Origin of the sequence: Curtobacterium sp. MCLR17_031 (assembly GCF_003234775.2) — a bacterium.
GTDB classification, from domain to species: domain Bacteria; phylum Actinomycetota; class Actinomycetes; order Actinomycetales; family Microbacteriaceae; genus Curtobacterium; species Curtobacterium flaccumfaciens.
Genome location: NZ_CP126270.1, coordinates 1,483,144 through 1,504,445 on the forward strand (window position 1 = coordinate 1,483,144; position 21,302 = coordinate 1,504,445).

Sequence of the window (21,302 nt, forward strand, 5' to 3'; positions counted from 1 at the left end):
CAGCGCCGCTTGCACAGCCGAAGTGCCCCCGAACCGCGCGATCGCGTGGTTCGGGGGCACTTCGGTTGAGCGGCGTGCGGAACGTCGTCCACGGGGCTGTCCGGTCGCCGCACGCCCTCGGGTGCTTTGGAGGGACCGAGCGTTGCCTCGGGTGCGCGTCGCAACCACGGCGCGCAACCCCTGAGGAGCTCCACCATGACCGAGCCGTTCGCACGCCCGACCGCCCTGGCCCACGTCCGTGTCACCGTGACCGACATCCACCGGAGCAAGGCCTTCTACCAGCAGCTGCTCGGCACGGATCCGGCGATCGACTTCAGCGACCAGGTCGACGAGCCGGGTGTCCGCGAGGACCGCGAGCGTTTCTACGGCGGATCGGTGTTCCGGCTCGGTGACCAGGTGTTCGGGCTCCGTCCGGTCGCTCCCGCGGGGCAGACGTTCAACCCGGACACCGTCGGCCTCGACCACGTGAGCTTCGTCGTGGGTTCGGTCGACGAGCTGCACGAGGCGGCCGCCCGACTCGATGCCGCGGGTGTCGAGCACGGCGAGGTCACCGACCTCGGCGACGCCGGCATGGTGATCCTGTCCGTGCAGGACCCTGACGACATCAACCTCGAGCTGGCTGCACTGAAGGGCTGAGGTCGTCAGTCGGCGACGGCGGCCTGCTGCGCGACCATCGAGCCGGTCACGAGCGCGCGGAGCTCGGTGGGCAGCGGGATCGGTCGGCGGGCGCCCTCGCGGTCGATGATGACGTGCACGAACTCACCGGTGGCGAGCAGGGCGCCGTCGGACTGGCGGAACAGGCCGAACTCCCACGACAGACTCGTGGTGCCGAGGTGCTTCGAGCGCATCCCGACCTCGATGACGTCCGGCCAGACGGCGGACTCGACGAACCGGCAGCTCGACGACACCAGCACGGCGATCCACTCCGACGAGAACGGGTCGAGCCCGGCGACCTCGCGGAACCAGTACGTCGACGCGTTGTCCATCGCCGAGTAGTAGATCGTGTTGTTGACGTGCCCGAACATGTCGTTGTCGTTCCACCTGGTGGGGTACGAGCGGCGGAACGGGTACTCGTCGATGGTCATCGGTCTCCGATCGGTGGTGCGGGTGTGGCGTGCACCGCGTCGGGCCGCAGGACGTACTCGAACGCCGCACGTGCCCGGTCGGGATCAGGGGTCTCACCGGAGATGAACTCGGCGTAGGTGAACGACTCGGAGATCCGGACGAGCAGCCGTGCGAGCTCCTCAGCCGACAACGGTGCCGGATCGAACGTACCGGACGACTCCTGCTGCTCGATGAGTGCGGTGACCCGGGCGACGAACCGGCTCTGCACGTCGCTGTCCGAGGTGGTGAGCAGACGCATCGCCCGAGCGGGTTCGCGCGTCAGGAACGCCCGGAAGTACGGGGCGTCGATCAGGTCGGCGGTGAACCGGTCGAGCACGACGACGAGCCGGGCTGCTCCGGTCGCCCCGATCTCGTCGGCGGCGTGGGTGGCTCCGTCGAGGGTCGGGACTGCGAGGGACCACAGGATCTCGGACAGCAACCGGTCACGGTTGCCGACCCACCGGAACAGCGACGTGCGGTCGACGCCGAGTGCGGCAGCCAACGCCCCCATGTCGATCCGTGAGCCGGCGATGAAGGTGTGACGGGCCTCCCGGAAGGCGCGCAGCGCAGAGTCCGATGTGTACACGCGATCCTCTCTTGCAACGTTTTCGAGAATGATGCATCGTGGTTCCCATGTCAACGACGATGCCCGCGACGCCCCTGCTCGAATCGGACTTCTACGGCTTCCAGCAACAGCTCACCGAGCAGGAGCGCGCATCGCTCGGGCAGCTCCGGCAGTACCTCGAGCGCGAGGTCGCGCCCATCGCCGACGCGTACTGGGCGCGCGCCGAGTTCCCGATGCAGGTCATCGCGCCGCTCGCCGAGCTCGGCATGTACGGGCCGGGCGTCCCGCTCGTGCGGCAGTTCGAGAACTCGGCCGTGTACCGCGGGTGGGCGGCCCTCGAACTCGGACGCGTGGACGCGAGCGTCGCCACCTTCATCGGCGTGCAGTCCGGCCTGGCGATGAACTCGATCGCGGTCGCCGGCAGCGACGAGCAGCAGCGCGAGTGGCTGCCCCGTATGGCCGCGGGTGAGATCGTCGGGGCGTTCGGGCTCACCGAGCCGTACTCGGGCAGCGACTCCGCGAAGGGTCTGCGCACCACCGCCCGGCGCGAGGGCGACGAGTGGGTGCTCGACGGCGAGAAGCGCTGGATCGGCAACGCCACCTTCGCCGACGTCGTCGTGATCTGGGCGAAGGACGTCGCCGACGGTCAGGTCAAGGGCTTCCTCGTCACCACCGACACCGCGGGCTTCACCGCGACGAAGATCGAGGACAAGATCGCGCTGCGCGGCGTGCAGAACGCCGACATCGTCATGCAGGACGTCCGGGTGCCCGAGTCGCGCCGGCTGCAGAACGCGACGTCGTTCCGCTCGACCGCCGAGGTGCTCCGACTGACCCGCACCGAGGTCGCCTGGCAGGCCGTCGGCATCGCGGTCGGGGCGTACGAGGCCGCGCTCGCCTACGCCCGCGAGCGGATCCAGTTCGGCAAGCCGATCGCCGCCCACCAGCTCGTGCAGGACCTGCTCGTCAAGTCGCTGTCGAACATCACGGCCTCGATCGCACTGTGCACGCAGGCCTCGGCCATGCAGGACGCCGGGGTCGGTGGGGACGAGCACTCGGCGATGGCCAAGGCGTTCGCCACCGCGAAGATGCGGGAGACCGTCGCCTGGTGCCGCGAGGTGCAGGGCGGCAACGGCATCGTGCTCGACAAGGGCGTGGCCCGGTTCTTCGCCGATGCCGAGGCGATCTACTCGTACGAGGGCACGCGCGAGGTCAACACCCTGATCGTCGGACGGGCGATCACCGGGCAGGCCGCGTTCGTCTAGCGGCCAGCCCGGCCCGCCGCGCTACCCGAGCAGCGCCGGGCGCTCCCACTCCTGGTCGAGCACGTGCTGCCCGAGGAACGCGAACACCGTCTCGTACCAGACCACCGCGTGCTGCGGAGCGAGCACCCAGTGGTTCTCGTCCGGGAAGTACAGGAACCGGTGCGGCATCGAGCCGTCCGGTGCCGCGTGGTGCTCCGCGAGCTCGGACCAGAGCCGCAGCCCCTCGCCGATCGGCACCCGGTAGTCCTTGTCGCCGTGGATGACGAGCATCGGTGACGTGATGTCATCCACGAACCGGTGCGGGTCGTTCGCCGCGATCCCGTCGGCGTCGAAGATCGACGACCAGTACTGCGACGAGTCCGTCGTGCCGTTGAACTGGTCGAGCGCCCACAGGCTCGCGTGGGTGACGATCGCGCGGAACCGGTCGGTGTGCCCGGCGACCCAGTTCGCCATGTACCCGCCGAACGACCCGCCCATCGCGGCGGTGCGGGTCGCGTCGATGTCCGCCCGCGCCTCGACCACGTCGGTGATCGCCATCAGGTCGGTGTACGGCGCCTGGCCCCAGGCGTTCCAGCCACGGTTCACGAAGTCGAGACCGTACCCGGTGGACAGCGCGGGGTCCGGCAGCAGGACGGCGTAGCCCCGGGCTGCGAGCAGCATCGGGTTCCAGCGCCAGGACCACTGGTTCCACGAGTTGAGGGGTCCGCCGTGGATCCACAGGACGAGCGGGTGCGGCCCCTCACCCTCGGGCACGACGAGCCAGCCGCGCACGCGGGCGCCGTCGGCTGCGGTCGTCTCGACCTCTTCCAGGTGGGCGGGCACGTCCGGCAGGGGCGCCGGAGTCGCCAACGGGGTCACCGTGCCGTCCGCCGCGATCCGCACCGGGTGCAGCGGGGCCGCCCAGGAGGCCCGGAGCGCCACGACCACGCCCGTCGCCGCCGCCACGCGCAGGCTCGAGTACGCCCAGTCGTCGTGCGTCAGCTGCTCGACGGCGCCGCCGTCGAGGGGGATGCGGAAGACCGGCGCGCGGCCGTCCTGGTCGGCGACCGCCAGGAGCGCGCGGTCGCCGTGTTCGAACACGAGCTCGCTCGGCCAGCGGTCCCAGTCGGTCGCGACGCGGCGGGCGTCGGAGCCGTCGATGCCGGCGACCCAGACCTCCTGCTGGTTCGCGCCGGCCGGGGTGGATCGGACGGTGCGGACCCAGGCGATCGTCCTGCCGTCGTGGCTGAGCGCCGGCATCTCGTGGTCGACGTCGACGTCGTCGAACAGCACCGTGCGGTGGCCGCTGGACAGGTCGATGGTGACGAGCGTCGAGCGGTCCCCACGGGCCTCCCGGACGCCGACGGATACCAGCAGGACCGAGCCGTCGGGCGTGAGCGCCCCGCTGACGTGGTCGAGCGAGCGGCCGGGGGCCGGTGTGCGGTCGACGGGCTGGACGGAGTCGTCGCTGGCGCTGGCGCTGGCGCCGCCGGCGTCGCTGCCGGCCGTGTCGAGCGTCAGGACGTGCGTCTGGGCCGGCCCGAGGTCGTGGTCCCAGTACCGCACCGGGTAGGTCTCGTGCAGGATCGCGCGGACCTGCTTGTCCTTCCGGGTCTTCCGGAGCTCCGCGTCGGCCTCGAGCACCGTCGCGGGGTCGGAGCCGGCTCCCGGCAGCAGGTCGGCCGTCAGCGCGACGACGTCCGACGAGGCCGCGGTGGCCAGGACCCCACCGACGCCCCCGGCCAGGCGGGTGAGCGGACGGGCCTCACCACCGGTCGCGGGCAGCACCCAGAGCTGGGCGGCCTCGAGGTCGGTGGCGTCGGCGTCGGGCCGGGTGGAGACGAAGAGCAGGTCGCCGGTGCGGGTGAAGGCGATGCCGCCCTCGCCCTTGCCGGAGCGCGTGAAGCGGACCGGGCCTGCGGCGGGTGTGCCGGTGTCGTCCGCGTCCGCGTCCTCGGCCGGTGCTGCTGGTACCTGCCAGATCGACCGGCGGTACCCGGTGCCGTCCGGGTCGAGTGCACTGACCGTCAGTGCGACGCGGGTGCCGTCAGGGCTGATGTCGATGCCGTCGACGCGGGGGAGCGCGACGTACTGGTCGAGGTCGGAGAACGGGGTGCTCATGCGTGCACGCTCGCCAGGTCCTCGGCCCAGAAGGCGGCGACCTGCTCGGCGACCGCGGTGCCCTGGGCGTGGCCGGCCTCGGCCGACGGTGCCTGGGTGGCGAGCGAGAGCGAGTTCGTGCCGAAGGCCTGCTGGGAGGCGCTGTCCGCCACCACGACCTCGACCGACGAACCGCCGGCGCGCAGGGCCTCGACGGCGACGTCGAGCCAGGGCCCGCACGGTGACGGGCCCTCGGGCCCGCAGGCGATGACGAGCACCCGCTCGTACCCGGCGGCGGCGTCGGCGTTGGTGCCCGAGCGGACGCCACCGTCGACGTACGGGCGGCCGTCGATGGCGACCGGTGTCCAGACGAAGGGCACCGAGCAGCTGGCCGCGACCGCGCGGGGGAGCGGCACGCCGTCGGCTGCCGTCAGCAGGCGGAAGGTGCCGTCGGTGGCGTCGACCGCGGTGACGGCGAGCGGCTTCGCCGGCCATTCGGTGGACGGGAGGGTCTCGCCGAAGGTCGCCGTGCGCTCGTCGTCGCTCTGTCCGCCGACGACCTGCTGGGCGGCCTGACCGAGTCGAGCCCGGGCGTCCTGCTCGCCGGTCGCGCCCTGCAGCGCTGCGCCGATGTGCTGCTGCACGGCCTCGACGTCGATGGGGGCCGGCTCTTGGTAGGTGGTCGGCGCCGGGGTGTGCTGCTGGTCGTAGGCCTGCTGGACGGCACCGCTCCGGACGAACGCGCCGACGACGCTGCCGGCGCTGGTGCCGACGACGAGGTCAGCGGCGTCGAGGTCGACGCCGGCTTCCTGCAGGGCGACGAGGACGCCGACTTCCCACGCGATTCCGGCGACACCTCCGCCACCGAGGACGAGGGCTCTGGATCCGGGAACGGGCGTGCTGGCGTCGGTCATGGGTCCTGCTTACCAGCTGCGTGCGACGGGCCGGTGGAGGCCGGTGCGTCCTGTGGAGAACCCGCCTGTGGACAACTCCGTCCGCGTCGGTGGCGTGACCTAGCGTCGTGGTCATGGGGCAACAGCGTTCAGGACGGGTCGGCACGGTCGTGTGGCCGATCGTGGTGGCTGCTGCGCCCACCGCGGCGTTCCAGCTGCCGAACCTGTTCGTCACGCCGGCGGTCCGGCTGTCGCTCGTCGCGTTCGGGCTCGTCGTGCTCGTGGGCGCCGTGACCGTGCAGGTCGTCCGGACCCGGCGCAGCGACGCCGCCCGGTCGGTGGCCGAGGACAACGCCACCGCGGCGGAGCTCGAGCAGTCGACGGCGGTCCGGTACGCGTTCGGCCAGATCGCCACCCGGCTCGTCCGGTTCACCGAGCTGCCCCGGTCCGATCGCCACGGCGAACTCTCGGTCGTCGCCGACCGCGTCGCCGTGGCCCTGGCGTTCTACCTGCTGCCGAAGGTGCCCGACGTCCGCGCCAACGTGTACCAGCTGTCCACCGATCTGCGGGCGCTCGAGCCGATCGGTCACGGTGGGGCCGGCGACACCGCCGGGGTCTTCCGGGCGGGCACGCCCTACGGCGACCGCAACCTCGAGTGGGTGCTGGTCGGGGGATCGCCCCGGATCGTCGGCGACCGCTCGGCCGACGTCGACGTCGACCAGGACCTGCCGGGCTTCGAGCCGCGGTACACCTCGTACGTCTCGGTGGTGATCCGGTCCGACCAGTACTCGTTCGGCATGCTCACCGTCGACTCTCCGGTCCCCGACGCCTTCACCGAACTCGACGCCAAGAACATCGCGATGATGGCGTCGTTCATGGCCGTCGCGTTCTCGTTGACCTACTCGTTCCCCGAGCGCGACCGCAATCCAAGGAAAGGCCCGTGATGCTCACACGCTCTGTCGGACGCTCGACGTACGATGCCCCCATGACGACCGTGAACCCTGCTCCGCCGTCGTTCGGGCGTGCCCGGATCTCCTCGCCGAACTGGAACGACACGACCACTGACGCCGACTACGAAGACCTCGACGTCATCGCCGCCAACATCGAACGCGAGCGCGTTGCAGCCCGGCTCCGGGTCACCGCAGCGATCGCCGCGCGTCTGGGTCGCTGACCCCTCCCGCAACGTCCACGACGAACGGCTCCCACGCGTGCGTGGGAGCCGTTCGTCGTCTGCCGAGCCCGAGCCGGAGCCGGAGCCGGCGCCGCAGCTACGGCGCCTCGGTCACGTCGATGAGCACCTTGCCGACCGTGTCCTGCTCCACCGCGTCGTGCGCCTGGGTGGTCTGCCCGAGTGCGAAGCGGGTGAGCGGGAGCCCGGCGTCCTCGCCGACCGGCAGCACACCGTCGTGCAGCGCCTCGGTGACGTCCTCGGCCGCCGCGGACAGCGCCTCGTCGCCGATCGTGTAGAGCAGCAGGAACTGGTAGCGGGCGTTCACGCTCATGTTCGGGCGGATCGGCAGGCTCGCCTCGTCGCCGCCGTTGTTCGCGTAGATCGACACGACACCGTGGTTCGCCAGCACGTCGGCGACCAGCGCGGCGTTCTGCGGGATCGACACCTCGACGACGATGTCGACACCGTCCGGCGCGATCGCCCGGATGCGCTCGGCGGCGTCCTCCTCGCGGTAGTTCACGACGTGGTGGGCGCCGGCCGCCGTGGCGAGGGCTGCCTTCGCGTCCGAGCTGATCGTCGTGATGACGGTCGCTCCGGCCCAGCGGGCGAGCTGGATCGCGGCGTGCCCCACGGCACCGGCGCCGCCGGCGACGAGCACGGTGAAGCCGTCGAGGGCTCCGGGGCCTAGACGTGCGGGGCCGTCCTCGTGGGTGGTGAGCGCTCGGTGCGCCGTCATCGCGGGGACGCCGAGCGAGGCGCCGACGTCGAACGAGACACCGTCGGGCAGCGGGACCACGCGCGACTCGGGCACGACCGTGTACTCCTGTGCCGTGCCGGTCGGCCGTGACGCCGCAGCCATGAACAGCCAGACGCGGTCACCGACGGTCAGCCCGTCGACTCCGGGGCCGACGGCGTCGACGACACCGGCGCCGTCCTGGTTCGGCGTGATCTCGGGGAAGGGCAGTCCGTCGCCGTACGTGCCGCCGGCGCGGGCCTTCCAGTCGGTCGGGTTGACGCCGGAGACGACGACGCGGACGCGGACCTCACCGGCACCGGGCTCCGGGATCTCCCGCTCGACGAGTTCGAGGACGCTGCTGGCACCGGGCTTCGTGTAGACGATCGATCGCATGTCCCCAGGCAACCACTCGTCGCCGTCGGGGATTCCGAGTGCGGGGTCGCTCAGCGCGCGTCGTACCCCTCGCGCGCCTCGGCGACGTCGGGCATGTGCGAGGTGGCCCAGTCCTCCAGCGGCACGAGCACCGTGCGCAGCGACCGCCCGAGTTCGGTCAGTTCGTACTCCACGTGCGGCGGGATCTCGGGGAAGACCGTCCGTGTCACCATGCCGTCACGCTCGAGGGCCCGCAGCGTCTGGGTGAGCATCTTCTGCGAGACCCCCTGCACCCGGGCCGCCACGGCCGAGTACCGTGCGGGACCGTCGGCGAGGGCGCCGATCGTCAGCACGCTCCACCGGTCGCCGATGCGGTCGAGCAGCTGCCGGCTGGGGCAGTCCGCCGCGTAGGGGCTGTACTCGAGTGCTGACATGGTCTCCTCCGCAACGCACCGCCAGGTGCCTACTTACTCAAAGAGAGTAACTCTTGTACGGTGACTGTCAACGTCACCGACGCCCAGCACGTCCACGAAGGGAACACCATGACCAACATCGTCGTCTTCGGAGGCACCGGCTACGCCGGCTCCGCCATCACCCACGAGGCGCTCTCCCGCGGCATCGCCGTCACCGCGGTCGCCCGCGACACGAGCAAGCTCGCGCCGGCCGAGGGCCTCACCCTGGCGCAGGGTGACGCCTTCGACGCCGACTTCGTGTCCGAGGTCACCAAGGGTGCCGACGTCGTCATCGTCTCGCTCCACGCCGTGCAGGCCGACGGCAGCGAGCTGAAGGACAAGTTCCAGCACTTCGTCGACGCCGCCGCTGCAGCCGGTGCGCGGCTCGGCATCGTCGGCGGTGCCGGCTCGATGCGCGTGTCCGAGGACGGCCCCCGCCTCTTCGACACCGACGGCTTCCCGGACGCCTTCAAGGGCGAGGCGAAGAGCCACGCGCAGATCCTCGACGCCCTCCGTGCGTCGGACACCGAGGTCGACTGGTTCTACGTGAGCCCCGCCGCGGCCTTCGGCAGCTACAACCCGGGCGAGCGTCGCGGCAGCTACCGCGCCTCGGACGAGGTCCTGCTCGCCGACGCCGAGGGCAACTCGGACATCTCCGGCGCCGACTACGCGATCGCGTTCGTCGACGAGATCGTCACCCCGGCGCACCACCAGACGCGTTTCGGCGTCGCCTACTGAGGCGGTTCGACCCCGCTCCGCACAACCAGGATCGCCCGGAACCACGCCAACGCGCGGCTCCGGGCGATTTCGGTTGTGCGCAACCCCGCCACGCCCGTACCGCCCGGCGCGACCAACGGGCGGACGGGAGGCGCGGGGCGGGGCCGCCACGGGCCTCCAGGCCGGCGGGTGATCACCGCCAGGGCCCAGCGTCAGTGCGCGACGATCGCCGGCACCGGCAGGTGGTGGCGCATCCGCACCGCCAGGTGCAGGCCGCCCCGGCGGGCGAGCACGAGCGCGATCACGGCGGCGGCCGCGGCCGGCACGCCTCCGGCGACCATCATCCCCACGTGTGCACCGAAGCGGTCGACGATCTGGCCCATCAGTGGCCCGCCGATCGCCTGCCCGCCGAGCAGCACGAGGACGTAGAGCGACATCACCCGTCCGCGGATCGCCACGTTCGACGACAGCTGCACGAGCGAGTTCGACGCGGTCTGGAACAGCAGCTGCGACATCCCGACAGCAACCAGCGCGACGGTGAACGGTGCGATCGCCGGGATCGACCCCGAGACGACGAGCAGCAGGCCTGTCCAGAACACCCCGCCGACGATGGTGCGGAGCCGGACGACGGCCCTCCGGGTGGAGAGCAGTGCACCGACCAGGGCGCCGATCGCCACGGCGGAGTTGAACACCCCGTAGCCGCCGGCGCCGACGTCGTAGACCTGTGACGCGAAGGCGGACAGCAGCACGGGCATGGTCAGCGCGAACACCGAGAAGAACGCCACGAGGATCACCGGCACGATGATCGTCGGCTTGTGCACGGCGTAGCGGAGGCCCTCCACGAGCTGGCCCTTGCCGCGGGGTGCCGGTGGCGTGCGGTGCAGTTCGGAGACCTTCAGGAACCCGAGCGTCACGACGACGGCGACGCAGGCGATCGCGTTCACCCCGAACGACCACCCCGCGCCGACCGCGACGAGCAGTGCCCCGGACAGCGCCGGGCCGATCATGCCGCCCAGCTGGAACACCGACGAGTTCACGCTGATGGCGTTCCGCAGGTGCTTGTGCCCGACGATCTCGGTGACGAACACCTGCCGTGCCGGGTTGTCGATCACGGTGACCATGCCGACCAGGAAGGCGATCACCCAGATGTGCCACGCCTCGACGACGCCGGCGAGCGTCAGGACGGCGAGCAGCGCGGACAGCACCGCGAAGGCGCCCTGCGTGATCATCATGAGCGCGCGCTTCGAGAACCGGTCGACCAGGACGCCGCCGAGCAGTCCGAACAGCAGCATCGGCGCGAACTGGCAGGCGACCGTGATGCCGACCTGCGCGACCGACCCGGTCAGCTGCAGCACGAGCCAGTCCTGCGCGATGCGCTGCATCCAGCCGGCCGTCATCGCCACCAGGTTCGTCGCCGTGAACAGCCGGAAGTTCGGCACGGACAGGGCGATGAGCGTGTGGCGCCACGGCGGTCGCGTGGCCTGGATCGGGAGCGGTTCGGTGGGCGGGGGGAGGGTCGTCGGTGACGCGCTCACGGTGCGGGGTTCTCCGGACGTCGGTGTGGATCTGGTACCCCAACGAAACTACGTGGCGCGGGCCCATTCGATACCCCTATGGTGGCTATCACTCCATTGCGATGTCGAATGAGGTCGCACCGACGGAAGGCGCGACGTGCTCGATCCGGTCCTGTTGCAGACGTTCCTGGCCGTGGCGGAGACCGGCAGCTTCACGCAGGCCGGGACCCGGCTCGGCATCAGCCAGCCGACGGTGTCGCAGCACGTCCGGCGCCTGGAGACCGCGGTGGCGCGCACCCTGGTCGCCCGGGACACCCGCGGCGTCGCCCTGACCGACAACGGGGACGCGATGGCCGGGTTCGCACGGATGATCCTCGCCGCGCACGCCACCGCCGACGCCTACTTCTCCGGCGCGGCCACCCGCGGGCGGCTGCGGTTCGGGGCGGCGGACGACCTCGCCATCACCCAGCTGCCGCGGATCCTGCGGGACTTCCGACGGCTGCACCCGCAGGTGAACCTCGAGCTCACGGTGAACCAGTCGGCACCGCTGCTCCGCCGGGTGCACGCCGGCCAGCTCGACCTGGTGTTCATCAAGCAGACGGCGGGGGAGTCCGCCGAGGGCACCAGGGTCGCCACCGACCAGATGGTGTGGATGGCGCAGGACGGCATCGCCCTGGAACCCGGCGAACCCGTCCCGCTCATCGCGTACCAGGCGCCGAGCATCAGCCGGCAGATGGCGATCGACGCCCTCGAGGCAGCCGGCCGCACCTGGCGGATCACCTGCAACACCCGCGACGTCAACGGGGTGCTCGCCGCGGTGCGCGCGGGCATCGGCGTCGCGGTGTTCCCGCACTCGCTGATCCCGGCCGACCTGGTGAAGGTGTCGCAGCGGCTCGGGCTGCCGGACCTGCCGGCGGTGGACTACGTCCTCATCGCGAACCCGACGGTGCAGCGTGAGCCGATCGACGCACTGACGAACGCGATCCTGTCCCGCGGGGTCGTCCGCGCCGTCTGAGCGCTCGCCGCGCTACGGGGCGAGCGTCGGGGTCGTGCCGGTGCCGGTGACGTCCGGCAGCGTCACGCCCGCGAGCGGCAGCAGCGCCGCCGCGACCGCCCACAGCAGCACGACCGTGCCGACGCCACCGAGCACGGCGCCGAGCAGCGCGACCGGCCGCTGCCAGGTGGCCGTCCGGTCGCGCAGCGTCACGATCGAGAGCACCAGCGCGAGCAGCCCGAGCACCACGCCGACGCCGTGCACGGTCGCGGGAGCGGTGAACCACCAGGCCGCCAGACCGATCGTCGCGATCCCGGCGACGGCACCGAGCACCGCGCCGGCGGTCGCGCCGAGCGCACGGCGTGGCTCCGGCGCTGCGGCTACGGTCACAGGCTGGTCGAGCAGTTCGGTCGGGAGGCCCGCCTCGCCCCCGCCGGCACCCTGCGGCACCGTGGTGGGTGCGACCAAGGCCGTGGTCGCGTCGGCGTTCCGAGTCGCGACGGCGGGGCCGCCGGGAGCGGCGGTGGTGGGCACGGCGTGCAGCACGGCGTCGAACGACCGTGCAGCTGCGGGAGCGAGAGCGGGTGCGGCCGACCGTGCGGCGGCCTGCTGGTGGGCGAAGCGTCGGGGCGTCCGGTAGCCGATCGGGCCGACGGGCTCGGGTTCGGTGCCCTCGACGACCACGTGTTCGAGGCCGGGCACCGAGAACCGGGGCTGTCCGGCGACGGGCACCGCGGGTGCGGCGGTCGGCGGTGCCGGGGAGTCCACCGGCGAGGGGGTGGTGAGCGGTGCGACGAGCGGTGTCGCGTCCGCCGAGGCGGGTGCGGGGGCGACCGGGGAGACCGGCACCACGAGCCCGGAGGCGGGGACGACCGACGACGGCGGCACCGCGGGGGTCTCGAACGGCACGGTGTGCACGTTCGGTGACGTCGGGGCCGGGAGCAGCAGGTCTTGCTGCGGCGGGAAGTCGGGCACGGGGGCGTCGGCCTCGACCAGGGCGGCGATCGACGCGGGCTCGGCGGTCGGTGCGAGCGCGGGTGCGTCCGCGGCGGGCACGGTCCCGGCCGAGGCGACCGTGGTCGGTGGGACCGGCGCCGCGTGGGCGGCGCGTGACGAGGCGGGGGTGGGGCGGGCCTCCGGGCCGGAGGCGTTCACGTGACCGGCGGCGGCGACCCGTTCGGGCGCGACCTCGTCGACGGGCGGCGCGGTCACCCAGGCCGGGACGGGCCGACGGGGCCGGTCCGATTCGGGCATGCGATGCGCTGCCACTGCGGCGCTCCTTCCGTCGACTGATCCATGCTCAGTTGTAGCGGCAACCGCTGTGTGGATCGCAGCCCCAGTTCGGGGTCGCCGGTACGTTCGGGTGATGACCGGAATCGAACACCGTCCCCTGGGTCCCTCGGGGCTCGTCGTCTCCACCGTCGGCCTCGGCTGCAACAACTTCGGGCGGCGGGGAACCGCGTCCGAGTCGCAGGAGGGCACCGACGCCGTCGTCGCCGCGGCCCTGGACGCCGGGGTGACGCTCTTCGACACCGCGGACATCTACGGCGGCGTGCCGGGCATGTCCGAGGAGATGCTCGGACGCTCGATCCGTGGCCGCCGCGACGAGATCGTCCTCGCCACGAAATTCGGCATGGACATGCAGGGCGCGAACGGGCCGGACTGGGGCGTCCGCGGGTCCCGCCGGTACGTGCGGCTCGCGGTCGAGTCGTCGCTCCGCCGCCTCGGCACGGACTGGATCGACCTGTACCAGATGCACCGGCCCGACGAGGTGACGCCGATCGAGGAGACCCTGTCGGTCCTCGACGACCTGGTCCGCGAGGGCAAGATCCGGTACGTCGGGCACTCGAACTTCGCGGGGTGGCAGATCGCCGAGGCCGAACTCACGGCGTCGATCGCCGGCACCACCGCGTTCGTGTCCGCGCAGAACGAGTACAGCCCGCTCGCCCGGGACGCCGAGGCCGAGGTACTGCCGGCCGTGCGGGCGTACGCGCTCGGGTTCCTGCCGTTCTTCCCGCTGTACAACGGGCTGCTCACCGGCAAGTACACGAAGGCGGGCGGTCCGGCCGACGGACGGCTGACCACCTCGAAGCCGCAGGTGCTCGAGGACGCCCCGTGGGACGTGCTCGACGACTACCAGCGGTTCTGTGACGACCGGGGCGTGACGATGCTGCAGGCGACGTTCGCGTGGCTCCTGGCGCAGCCGGGGCTGTCGAGCGTCATCGCGGGGGCGACGAAGCCGGAGCAGATCACGCAGAACGTCGAGGCCGGGACCACCTGGGCGCCGACCGAGGACGACATCGCCGACATGACGACGATCTTCGACCGGGCCTGAGCGGGCGCGCTCGTTCCGCGCCGAGTTGTTTCGCGCTGAGCGACAGGTCACGGGCTGCGGAGTCCGTGAGGTGTCGCTCAGCGCGAAACGGTGGCGGTGCGGCGCCAGCGCCGGTCCGGTGCTGCGGACTAGCGCGTCGCGGCGGCCAAGGCGTCGCGCAGCTCGGCGGCGGTCATCCGCGGGCCGTAGCCGGGGGTGTCCCGCTGGATGCGCCAGCCCTCGGCGAGCGGCCCGGCGTCGACGACGTCGAAGCCGAACGCGTCGATGAGCTCGGTGACGGTCTGCTTGGCGGAGTCGTCGTCGCCGGCGATGACGAGGGCCCGACGATCAGGGGTCCCGGTCGGCGTCGCGTGGCCGGTCAGGTCGTCGGCGCCGATGTGGTTGAACGCCTTCACGACACGGGCGCCGGGCAGGTGGTCCTGCAGCATCTCGGCGGTGGTCGTGGACTGGTCGTCGAGGGCGGCGATGTGGCCGTCGCGCTCCCAGTAGTAGTTGTTCGTGTCGATGACGACCTTGCCGAGGAGGGGCTCGACGGGGATCGTCTCGATCGCGGCGAGCGGCACCGTCACGACGACGATCTCGCCCGCTGCGGCTGCCTCGTCGCGGGTCGCCGCGCGTGCGCCGTCGCCGAGTTCCGTGACCAGGTCGGTCAGGGTCTCCGGGCCGCGGGAGTTCGCGATGACGACCTGGTGGCCGTTCCGTACCGCGAGTCGAGCGAGCTGGGATCCGATGTTGCCGGCGCCGATGATTCCGATGGTTGTCATGGTGTCCCTGCAACGCTGCCCGCCGTCGTGCATTCCCCGGGGGCGCGAACGCCCCGCCGGGAGCATGATGGCGGCATGGACCCCGAGTTCCGCGACGAGACCGACCAGGACCGCTACGCGATGTACGTCGGCGGCGAGCTCGTGAGCGTGCTCGACTACCGGGTGAACGGTGACGCGGTGGCGTTCCCGCACACGTACACGGTCCCGAAGCACCGCGGCCACGGCTACGCGGCGCAACTCGTCGAGTACGCCGTCGCCGACGTCGAGTCGTCGACCACGAAACGCATCGTCCCGATGTGCTGGTTCGTCGGCAAGTGGTTCGACGAACACCCCGAGAAAGCCGACCTGCTCAGCCGCAGCGCCGCGGACTGAGCACCGAACGAAGGGGCTCCCGTGCCCACCATCACCCCGTTCCTCTGGTACGACGACCAGGCCGAGCAAGCGGCCGAGTACTACGTCGGACTGTTCCCCGACAGCCGCGTCGACAGCGTCAGCCGGATGCCCGACGGCCGTGCCCTCGTCGTGGAGTTCACGTTGCTCGGCGCCCCGTACCGCGCGATGAACGGCGGCCCCGGGCACCCGCACACCGACGCGGTCTCGTTCCAGATCGACGTGGACACGCAGGACGAGCTCGACCGGCTGTGGGACGCACTGCTCGCCGACGGCGGGAGCCCGATGGCGTGCGGCTGGTTGACCGACCGCTGGGGTCTGGCGTGGCAGGTGACCCCGTCGATGCTGGGGGACCTGATGAGCGGATCGGGTGACCCGGAGGCCAACGCCCGCGTGTTCGAGGCCATGATGCAGATGGTCAAGCTGGACATCCCCGCGCTGCAGGCCGCGGCCTCCGGTCACTGACCCCACTCCACGCGGACCCGCCGGTAGTGTGACCGGACGAGAAGACCGCCGGCCGGCGCCGGCACAGACAGGCTGGAGCCACCATGGACCACCCGAGTTCGAGGGTCCGCAACAGCGACATCAGCCGGGCGTACACCGAGCTCGCCCGCATCACCCGTCGGGCGAGCATCCGGGCCCGCGGCTCCGACCAGGTGTTGAGCGTCGTCGACCAGTCCCTCGTCGACTTCGTCGTCCAGCACCCGGGCTGCATGGCCATCGACATCGCCCGCTACCTGCGGCTGAACCGGTCGACGATCTCGCGGCAGCTGTCCGGGCTCCTCGCGACCGGGCTGGTGCGGACGACCGACGGCGGCAGCGGCAACGCGAAGCCGCTCGAGGCGACCGACGCCGGCCGCGCAGCGCTCGAGCGGTCGGTGCAGCTGCACCGCGACGCGCTCGACGAACGGCTCGCCGACTGGTCGGACGACGACATCGCGCTGCTCGCCGGGCTGCTGGAGCGCCTCGGTGCCTCGGACGAGGCCGGGCTCCCGATGCCGGCACCCACCGAGTCGTGACGACGTCGTTCGTCCTGCTGTCCGACACGCACCTGCCGAAGCGCGCGAAGGACCTGCCGCCCGGGCTGTGGGCCGACGTCGACGCGGCCGACCTCGTGGTGCACGCGGGGGACTGGGTCGACCTGGCCACCCTGGACGCCGTGCAGGCGCGGTCCCGCCGGTTCGAGGGTGTGCAGGGCAACAACGACGGTCCGGAGTTCGATGACCGGCTGCCGCTCGTCGCCCGGTTCGGTGTCGAGGACCTGCGCTTCGCCCTGGTGCACGAGACCGGGGCGTCGACCGGTCGGGAGCGGCGGATGGACGCCGAGTACCCGGACACCGACGTGCTCGTCTTCGGGCACTCACACATCCCGTGGGACACCGTGGCGCCGTCGGGGATGCGCCTGCTCAACCCCGGTTCGCCGACCGATCGTCGTCGCCAGCCCGACCACACGTGGATGCGCGGCACGGTCAACGGCACCGACCTGTCCGTCGAACTGGTGCGGCTCCCGCCGGTCGCCCGCTAGCCCCGGTCGCCCGCCGCAGCCGTCGGCGCGCCCCGTTCCCGAAAGCGACAGATCCCCGCGGAACTTCTCCGGACATCTGTCGCTTTCGCGGGGTGTTCGACCGCCGTCAGCGCAGCAGTGTCGCTTCGGCGCCACTGACCGCACCGCCCCTAGCCACGGTGGCACCGACCGCACCGCCCGCCGTGACCGCGCCGCCCGCAGCCGCGGTGGCCCCGGCACCAGCAGCCCCTGCCGTCGGCATCCGGAAGAACGCGAGCTCCCACTCCGCCGAACGCCGGAACGCCCGCGCCATCCGCCCCCGCTCGTCGGGTGTCGCAGCACGGGCTGCCTCCTCGACGAGCCGGGTCGCCTCGGCGCTCGACGCCGCGAACCCCGGGTCCCCGTACGCCGTGATCCAGTCCGCGAAGGCGTGCCCGTCCGGAGCCACCCCGAGCTGCGACCCGACCCAGGCGTAGACCCGGAAGCACGGCAGCACCGCGGCGGCGAGCACCGCACGGGAGCCGGAGTCGGCAGCCTCCTGCAGGTGTGCGAGGTACCCGGCGCACGTGGGGTGCACGGGATCGTCGGCGTGCGAGCCGGCCAGCCGACGGTGGTGCAGGTCGCGGGCCTCGTCGGCGCACCCCTGCGCAGCCGCCGCCCAGAACGCAGCAGCATCACCAGCGCCAGCGCCGGCGCCAGCGCCAGCAGCAGCGCCAGCACCAGCACCGACCCCGAGCGCCGCCAGGTGCCGCTCGTACGCCCGCAGGTAGTGGACGTCCTGCGCCAGGTAGCCCGCGAACACCTCGGGCTCGAGCGTCCCGTCCCGGAGTCCCACCAGGAACGCGCAGTCGATCGTCTCCTGCAGCACCGATGCCGCATCCGCCCACCACACGTCCGTGTACGACAGCGCCGGCAGGGCTGCCCGCGTCTGCGCCCCGTGGTCGACCGGGCCGTTGCCGCTCCCGACCGACAGCGCGTCGGCTCCGCGCAGCGCCGCCGTCAGCCACTCCTTCGCCACACCGACCGCGAGTTCCCAGTCGCCGTGCCGCGCGGCGAGCGTCGCGATCGCACTGGAGAGCGAGCATCCGGTGCCGTGCGTGTTCGTCGTCGCGACCCGGGGGCCGGTGAACACCCGCACGGTGCCGTCCGGTGCCACGAGCACGTCGTCCGAGGTCGGCCCCTCGTCGTGCCCACCCTTCGCCAGCACCAGGACGTCCCACCGCGCCGCCACGGCATGCGCGGCATCCAGCGGCGAACCCGACGTCGATGCAGACGAACCGGAACCAGCCGCACCGGACCCGGCCAGCTCCGCCAGCACCACGAGCTCGGCCCGGTTCGGCGTCACCAGGTCGGCGAGCGAGAACAGCGCCCCCATGGCCGCGGCCGCGTCCTCGTCGAGCAGCCGGTCCCCGCTCGTCGCCACCATCACCGGGTCGACGACGACCACCGGCGGCCGGTGCTCCCGCAGCCAGTCCGTCACGACCCGCACGACGTCGGCGGTACCGAGCATCCCGATCTTCACCGCGTCGACCACGACGTCGTCCGACACCGCGTCGAGCTGCTCCCGCAGGAACCCGACGTCCGGCACGTGCACCGACCGCACCCCGTGCGTGTTCTGCGCGACGAGCGCCGTCACGACCCCCATCCCGTACCCGTCGTGCGCGGCGATCGCCTTGAGGTCCGCCTGCATCCCGGCCCCGCCCGTCGGGTCGGTCCCGGCGATGCTCAGCACCCGTGGGACGCTCATGCGTCCGCCCCGTGGTGCGTGACGTCGGCCTGGAGGGACGGATCGCCAGCACCTGACGGCCTCGCCTCCGTCCCGTGGCCGGGTCCAGGGCCCCACGCGGCCACGTAGGCCGCCGCCGCGGATCCGGGGTCGGCCGCGGCACAGATCCCCGACACGATCGCCACCCCCGCGGCACCGGCATCCCGGAGCGGTCCGACATCGTCGAGGGTCACCCCGCCGATCGCCACGCACGGCACGTCGGTCGCGGCGGCCAGCCGGGCGAACCCGTCGTGGCCCAGGGCCGGCGGGTGGTCCGCCTTCGTCGCCGTGGGGTGCACGACCCCGACGCCGAGCAGGTCCACGGTGCCGCGGGGGAGTCGCTCGACGGCAGCCAGGTGCGCGAGCGTGTTCGCGGTGAGGCCGACGTGGGCGTCCGCTCCGAGCAGGGCACGGGCAGCGGTCACGGGGACGTCGGACTGGCCGAGGTGCACGCCCGCCACCCGGTGTCCCGCGTGCCGTGCGGCGAGGGCGACGTCGAGCCGGTCGTCGACCACCACCGTCGCACGGTCCCCGACGGCGTCGGCGACGGCCGCGGTCAGCGCGAGCAGGTCACGCGCGGAGGCGTCCTTGTCCCGCACCTGCACGATCCGGACCCCGGCGTGCACGGCGGCGCGGACGACCCCGAGCACCCCGATGCCGTGCCGGTCGGCCAGGGCGCCGTCGGTCACCAGGTAGACGCCGAACCCGGCGGACTGCAGCCCGCTCATGCCGGCACCGCCCGGGTGTCGACCGCAGGAGCCGTCTCGACCGTGATCCGGGCCTCGCGGACGACGTCCTCCGGAGTCAGCGACGCCAACCGGTCGAGGAACAGCGGCTGGAAGGTCCCTGGCCCACCGGCGTCCCGCGCCGCGATCTCCGCGGCGATCGTGTGGACGGCGGTGGCGGCGACGGCAGCGGCGCCCGCGTCCTCCGGCGCGACCGACGTGAACGCGGCGACGACCGCGCCGAGCGCACACCCACCACCGGTGATCCGCGTGAGCAGGTCGGTCCCGTTCGCCACCCGGACCACACCGATGCCCGGCGCGACCAGCAGGTCGACCGCACCCGACACGGCCACCGCGGCCACGAGCCTCCCGTCCGAAGCAGTGACGGACGCGACCCGGGCGTCCTCCGTGCCCACGGTGCTGTCGACACCGCGGCCACCGGCCGAGTCGCCGAGCAGGGCGAGCACCTCGGAGGCGTTGCCCCGCAGCACCGTCGGGTGCAGCGCGAGCAGGTCCCGCGCCAGGGCGGTGCGCACCGGCAGCGAGCCGACCGCCACCGGGTCGAGGACCCACGGAGTGCCCGCGTCCCGGGCGGCGTGCACGGCCTCGAGCGCGGCGACCCGCGGCTCGGCGTGCGGGGTACCGGTGTTCACCAGCAGGGCATCGGCGACGCGGGCGAACGGCCCCGCCTCGGTCGGCACGTCGACCATCGCGGGCGAGGCCCCGAGTGCGAGCAGCACGTTCGCCGTGACGTTCTGCACGACGGTGTTCGTGATGCACTGCACCAGCGGCGCCCGGGCACGCACGGCCTCGAGCAGTTCGGCGGTTCGGTGGGCCCAGGCAGGGGAGGGCGCAGCGGTCTCCATGGACGATCCCTTCGCGAGTACGAGCTCGAGCAGGTTCGACGGGTGTGATCTCAGCCGCTGGATGCGGCACCCCGTGTCTCGAGCGACACCGTACACGACGCCCGGTGACCACTTCGAGGCCCGCTCCGGGCACCGTGTGCCAGGGTTGGACCGTGCCAGACGCAACGCCCCCCCGGGCCCCCACCCGGCCCCCGCGACCCCGGCGACGCCTGGGCGGTCGGTCCCGACGGCACCAAGGCGTGGGGACGCTTCGGCGCCGCCGGCCTGCTCGTCGACGACGGCGCCGGCCGCGTGCTCCTGCAGCACCGCGTCGAGTGGAGCCACCACGGCGGCACCTGGGGCATCCCCGGCGGCGCACGGCACCAGGGCGAAGCAGCGGTGACCGCCGCCCTCCGCGAATCCGCCGAAGAGGCCGGCGTCCCCGACGACGCGATCGCCCTGCGCCACACGGCACTGCTCGACCTGGGCTTCTGGACCTACACGACCGTCGTGGGGCGCGCCTCCCGGCCCTTCGAACCCGTCATCGCCGACCGCGAGAGCCTCGCCCTGTCGTGGATCCCGATCGACCAGGTCGACGACCTGCCCCTGCACCCCGGCTTCGGCAGGTCGTGGCCGGCGCTCCGCGCCACGATCGCGACCACCCCGCACGTCGTCGTCGACGCGGCGAACGTCGTGGGCAGCGTGCCCGACGGCTGGTGGAAGGACCGAACCGGCGCCGCATCGCGCCTGCTGGCACAGGTGTCGGCGCTCGCCGCGGGCGGGGTCGGCGCATCGTTGCTCGACCTGCCGTTCGCACGGTGGTGGCCGCGGTGGACCGTGGTGCTCGAGGGGGAGGCCCGGGCCGCTGCGGACGTGGGCGGTCCTGGTGCGGACCTCGGCGCCGCCACCGCCGCTGTCGACGTCGTCCGTGCTCCGGCCTCCGGCGACGATGCCATCGTCGCGTCCGCGCGGGCCGCGGTGCAGGCCGGCGACGGGCCGGTCGTCGTCGTGACGGCCGACCGCGAGCTCCGCGACCGCGTCGAGGCCCTCGGCGCGATCGTCCACGGGCCGTCCTGGTTGCGCGACCAGCTGTAGCCGCCATCCGGACCGCCGCG

The 21,302-nt window shown here is 72.6% G+C and carries 24 protein-coding genes and 1 riboswitch; of the genes, 12 read left to right on the forward strand and 12 right to left on the reverse strand.

The window, feature by feature from the left end; translation table 11 throughout:
* Positions 1-195: 195 nt before the first annotated feature.
* The gene (locus tag DEI96_RS07115; protein WP_111023779.1) at positions 196-636 is read left to right on the forward strand and encodes a VOC family protein; all 441 of its coding nucleotides are present in this window, start codon (positions 196-198) and stop codon (positions 634-636) included.
* Positions 637-641: 5 nt separating this feature from the next.
* On the opposite strand, the gene DEI96_RS07120 is transcribed toward DEI96_RS07115, so the two are convergent.
* Together DEI96_RS07120 and DEI96_RS07125 are read right to left on the reverse strand one after the other, a co-directional pair.
* Positions 642-1,085, reverse strand: coding sequence for an acyl-CoA thioesterase (locus DEI96_RS07120; protein WP_111023777.1), 444 nt, complete (start codon positions 1,083-1,085; stop codon positions 642-644).
* Complete coding sequence (locus DEI96_RS07125) at positions 1,082-1,690, reverse strand: QsdR family transcriptional regulator (protein ID WP_071247243.1); 609 nt, start codon at positions 1,688-1,690, stop codon at positions 1,082-1,084. Before DEI96_RS07125 ends, DEI96_RS07120 begins: the two co-directional genes overlap by 4 nt.
* A gap of 59 nt (positions 1,691-1,749) precedes the next feature.
* Between DEI96_RS07125 and DEI96_RS07130 the strand changes: the two genes are divergently transcribed.
* The gene (locus DEI96_RS07130) at positions 1,750-2,931 is read left to right on the forward strand and encodes an acyl-CoA dehydrogenase family protein (RefSeq protein ID WP_071405382.1); all 1,182 of its coding nucleotides are present in this window, start codon (positions 1,750-1,752) and stop codon (positions 2,929-2,931) included.
* Between the two features lie 21 nt (positions 2,932-2,952).
* On the opposite strand, the gene DEI96_RS07135 is transcribed toward DEI96_RS07130, so the two are convergent.
* Positions 2,953-5,031, reverse strand: coding sequence for a S9 family peptidase (locus DEI96_RS07135; RefSeq protein ID WP_111023774.1), 2,079 nt, complete (start codon positions 5,029-5,031; stop codon positions 2,953-2,955).
* Positions 5,028-5,924 carry a patatin-like phospholipase family protein gene (locus DEI96_RS07140; protein WP_111023770.1) on the reverse strand — a complete coding sequence of 299 codons (897 nt, stop codon included), beginning with the start codon at positions 5,922-5,924 and terminating at the stop codon, positions 5,028-5,030. The genes DEI96_RS07135 and DEI96_RS07140 overlap by 4 nt, the downstream gene beginning before the upstream one ends.
* Before the next feature lie 113 nt (positions 5,925-6,037).
* On the opposite strand from DEI96_RS07140, the gene DEI96_RS07145 reads away from it, so the two are divergent.
* A complete protein-coding gene (locus DEI96_RS07145; RefSeq protein WP_111236062.1) occupies positions 6,038-6,847 on the forward strand; it encodes a GAF domain-containing protein in 810 nt (269 codons plus the stop codon).
* Between the two features lie 41 nt (positions 6,848-6,888).
* Positions 6,889-7,074, forward strand: a complete 186-nt coding sequence (locus DEI96_RS07150; protein WP_027465208.1) for a hypothetical protein — start codon at positions 6,889-6,891, stop codon at positions 7,072-7,074.
* A 97-nt stretch (positions 7,075-7,171) separates the two neighbouring features.
* On the opposite strand, the gene DEI96_RS07155 is transcribed toward DEI96_RS07150, so the two are convergent.
* Together DEI96_RS07155 and DEI96_RS07160 are read right to left on the reverse strand one after the other, a co-directional pair.
* Entirely contained in the window at positions 7,172-8,203 is a 1,032-nt protein-coding gene (locus DEI96_RS07155) for an NADPH:quinone reductase (protein ID WP_111023767.1), read from the reverse strand.
* A 50-nt stretch (positions 8,204-8,253) separates the two neighbouring features.
* Positions 8,254-8,616 (reverse strand): winged helix-turn-helix transcriptional regulator, encoded by a 363-nt coding sequence (locus DEI96_RS07160; RefSeq protein ID WP_071247254.1) that lies wholly within the window; start codon positions 8,614-8,616, stop codon positions 8,254-8,256.
* 108 nt (positions 8,617-8,724) lie between these two features.
* Between DEI96_RS07160 and DEI96_RS07165 the strand changes: the two genes are divergently transcribed.
* Positions 8,725-9,372, forward strand: coding sequence for an NAD(P)-dependent oxidoreductase (locus DEI96_RS07165; RefSeq protein ID WP_111023933.1), 648 nt, complete (start codon positions 8,725-8,727; stop codon positions 9,370-9,372).
* Between the two features lie 191 nt (positions 9,373-9,563).
* On the opposite strand, the gene DEI96_RS07170 is transcribed toward DEI96_RS07165, so the two are convergent.
* The gene (locus tag DEI96_RS07170; RefSeq protein ID WP_111023764.1) at positions 9,564-10,886 is read right to left on the reverse strand and encodes an MFS transporter; all 1,323 of its coding nucleotides are present in this window, start codon (positions 10,884-10,886) and stop codon (positions 9,564-9,566) included.
* A 136-nt stretch (positions 10,887-11,022) separates the two neighbouring features.
* Between DEI96_RS07170 and DEI96_RS07175 the strand changes: the two genes are divergently transcribed.
* Positions 11,023-11,880 (forward strand): LysR substrate-binding domain-containing protein, encoded by an 858-nt coding sequence (locus DEI96_RS07175; protein ID WP_111023761.1) that lies wholly within the window; start codon positions 11,023-11,025, stop codon positions 11,878-11,880.
* A 12-nt stretch (positions 11,881-11,892) separates the two neighbouring features.
* Here the strand turns inward: DEI96_RS07175 and DEI96_RS07180 are convergent, their stop codons facing one another.
* Entirely contained in the window at positions 11,893-13,128 is a 1,236-nt protein-coding gene (locus DEI96_RS07180) for a hypothetical protein (protein WP_146246912.1), read from the reverse strand.
* A 97-nt stretch (positions 13,129-13,225) separates the two neighbouring features.
* Here DEI96_RS07180 and DEI96_RS07185 point away from each other — a divergent pair, with 97 nt between their 5' ends.
* Positions 13,226-14,194 carry an aldo/keto reductase gene (locus DEI96_RS07185; protein ID WP_111023756.1) on the forward strand — a complete coding sequence of 323 codons (969 nt, stop codon included), beginning with the start codon at positions 13,226-13,228 and terminating at the stop codon, positions 14,192-14,194.
* A gap of 128 nt (positions 14,195-14,322) precedes the next feature.
* On the opposite strand, the gene DEI96_RS07190 is transcribed toward DEI96_RS07185, so the two are convergent.
* The gene (locus tag DEI96_RS07190) at positions 14,323-14,958 is read right to left on the reverse strand and encodes an NADPH-dependent F420 reductase (protein ID WP_111023753.1); all 636 of its coding nucleotides are present in this window, start codon (positions 14,956-14,958) and stop codon (positions 14,323-14,325) included.
* A 75-nt stretch (positions 14,959-15,033) separates the two neighbouring features.
* Between DEI96_RS07190 and DEI96_RS07195 the strand changes: the two genes are divergently transcribed.
* The 4 genes from DEI96_RS07195 (at position 15,034) to DEI96_RS07210 (ending at position 16,873) form a co-directional block, all read left to right on the forward strand.
* Positions 15,034-15,330, forward strand: coding sequence for a GNAT family N-acetyltransferase (locus DEI96_RS07195; RefSeq protein ID WP_111023751.1), 297 nt, complete (start codon positions 15,034-15,036; stop codon positions 15,328-15,330).
* 21 nt (positions 15,331-15,351) lie between these two features.
* Positions 15,352-15,813: a VOC family protein gene (locus DEI96_RS07200; protein WP_111023748.1), complete on the forward strand. Its 462-nt coding sequence runs from the start codon at positions 15,352-15,354 to the stop codon at positions 15,811-15,813.
* 83 nt (positions 15,814-15,896) lie between these two features.
* Positions 15,897-16,367 (forward strand): MarR family winged helix-turn-helix transcriptional regulator, encoded by a 471-nt coding sequence (locus DEI96_RS07205; protein WP_051596672.1) that lies wholly within the window; start codon positions 15,897-15,899, stop codon positions 16,365-16,367.
* Positions 16,364-16,873 carry a metallophosphoesterase family protein gene (locus tag DEI96_RS07210; protein WP_111023745.1) on the forward strand — a complete coding sequence of 170 codons (510 nt, stop codon included), beginning with the start codon at positions 16,364-16,366 and terminating at the stop codon, positions 16,871-16,873. Before DEI96_RS07205 ends, DEI96_RS07210 begins: the two co-directional genes overlap by 4 nt.
* Before the next feature lie 106 nt (positions 16,874-16,979).
* Here DEI96_RS07210 and thiD read toward each other — a convergent pair whose 3' ends face one another.
* The 3 genes from thiD to thiM form a co-directional block, all read right to left on the reverse strand.
* The gene (gene thiD, locus DEI96_RS07215) at positions 16,980-18,599 is read right to left on the reverse strand and encodes a bifunctional hydroxymethylpyrimidine kinase/phosphomethylpyrimidine kinase (protein WP_111023742.1); all 1,620 of its coding nucleotides are present in this window, start codon (positions 18,597-18,599) and stop codon (positions 16,980-16,982) included.
* Positions 18,596-19,345 carry a thiamine phosphate synthase gene (thiE, locus tag DEI96_RS07220; RefSeq protein WP_111023739.1) on the reverse strand — a complete coding sequence of 250 codons (750 nt, stop codon included), beginning with the start codon at positions 19,343-19,345 and terminating at the stop codon, positions 18,596-18,598. The genes thiD and thiE overlap by 4 nt, the downstream gene beginning before the upstream one ends.
* Positions 19,342-20,208: a hydroxyethylthiazole kinase gene (gene thiM / locus DEI96_RS07225; RefSeq protein WP_181440540.1), complete on the reverse strand. Its 867-nt coding sequence runs from the start codon at positions 20,206-20,208 to the stop codon at positions 19,342-19,344. The genes thiE and thiM overlap by 4 nt, the downstream gene beginning before the upstream one ends.
* Positions 20,197-20,292, reverse strand: a riboswitch (TPP riboswitch). Its footprint overlaps the gene before it by 12 nt.
* Positions 20,293-20,499: 207 nt before the next feature.
* Between thiM and DEI96_RS07230 the strand changes: the two genes are divergently transcribed.
* On the forward strand, positions 20,500-21,282 hold the full coding sequence (locus DEI96_RS07230) for an NUDIX domain-containing protein (RefSeq protein WP_502866294.1): 783 nt from the start codon (positions 20,500-20,502) through the stop codon (positions 21,280-21,282).
* Positions 21,283-21,302: the final 20 nt, after the last annotated feature.

Excerpts from the sequence above, each read along its gene's own strand:
- DEI96_RS07145 (WP_111236062.1), top strand. The coding sequence starts at position 6,038 with ATGGGGCAACAGCGTTCAGGACGGGTCGGCACGGTCGTGTGGCCGATC.
- thiE (WP_111023739.1), bottom strand. The coding sequence starts at position 19,345 with ATGAGCGGGCTGCAGTCCGCCGGGTTCGGCGTCTACCTGGTGACCGAC.
- DEI96_RS07130 (WP_071405382.1), top strand. The coding sequence starts at position 1,750 with ATGCCCGCGACGCCCCTGCTCGAATCGGACTTCTACGGCTTCCAGCAA.
- DEI96_RS07195 (WP_111023751.1), top strand. The coding sequence starts at position 15,034 with ATGGACCCCGAGTTCCGCGACGAGACCGACCAGGACCGCTACGCGATG.
- thiD (WP_111023742.1), bottom strand. The coding sequence starts at position 18,599 with ATGAGCGTCCCACGGGTGCTGAGCATCGCCGGGACCGACCCGACGGGC.
- DEI96_RS07190 (WP_111023753.1), bottom strand. The coding sequence starts at position 14,958 with ATGACAACCATCGGAATCATCGGCGCCGGCAACATCGGATCCCAGCTC.
- DEI96_RS07135 (WP_111023774.1), bottom strand. The coding sequence starts at position 5,031 with ATGAGCACCCCGTTCTCCGACCTCGACCAGTACGTCGCGCTCCCCCGC.
- DEI96_RS07155 (WP_111023767.1), bottom strand. The coding sequence starts at position 8,203 with ATGCGATCGATCGTCTACACGAAGCCCGGTGCCAGCAGCGTCCTCGAA.
- DEI96_RS07120 (WP_111023777.1), bottom strand. The coding sequence starts at position 1,085 with ATGACCATCGACGAGTACCCGTTCCGCCGCTCGTACCCCACCAGGTGG.
- DEI96_RS07150 (WP_027465208.1), top strand. The coding sequence starts at position 6,889 with ATGACGACCGTGAACCCTGCTCCGCCGTCGTTCGGGCGTGCCCGGATC.
- DEI96_RS07115 (WP_111023779.1), top strand. The coding sequence starts at position 196 with ATGACCGAGCCGTTCGCACGCCCGACCGCCCTGGCCCACGTCCGTGTC.
- DEI96_RS07165 (WP_111023933.1), top strand. The coding sequence starts at position 8,725 with ATGACCAACATCGTCGTCTTCGGAGGCACCGGCTACGCCGGCTCCGCC.
- DEI96_RS07185 (WP_111023756.1), top strand. The coding sequence starts at position 13,226 with ATGACCGGAATCGAACACCGTCCCCTGGGTCCCTCGGGGCTCGTCGTC.
- DEI96_RS07140 (WP_111023770.1), bottom strand. The coding sequence starts at position 5,924 with ATGACCGACGCCAGCACGCCCGTTCCCGGATCCAGAGCCCTCGTCCTC.
- DEI96_RS07160 (WP_071247254.1), bottom strand. The coding sequence starts at position 8,616 with ATGTCAGCACTCGAGTACAGCCCCTACGCGGCGGACTGCCCCAGCCGG.
- DEI96_RS07205 (WP_051596672.1), top strand. The coding sequence starts at position 15,897 with ATGGACCACCCGAGTTCGAGGGTCCGCAACAGCGACATCAGCCGGGCG.
- thiM (WP_181440540.1), bottom strand. The coding sequence starts at position 20,208 with ATGGAGACCGCTGCGCCCTCCCCTGCCTGGGCCCACCGAACCGCCGAA.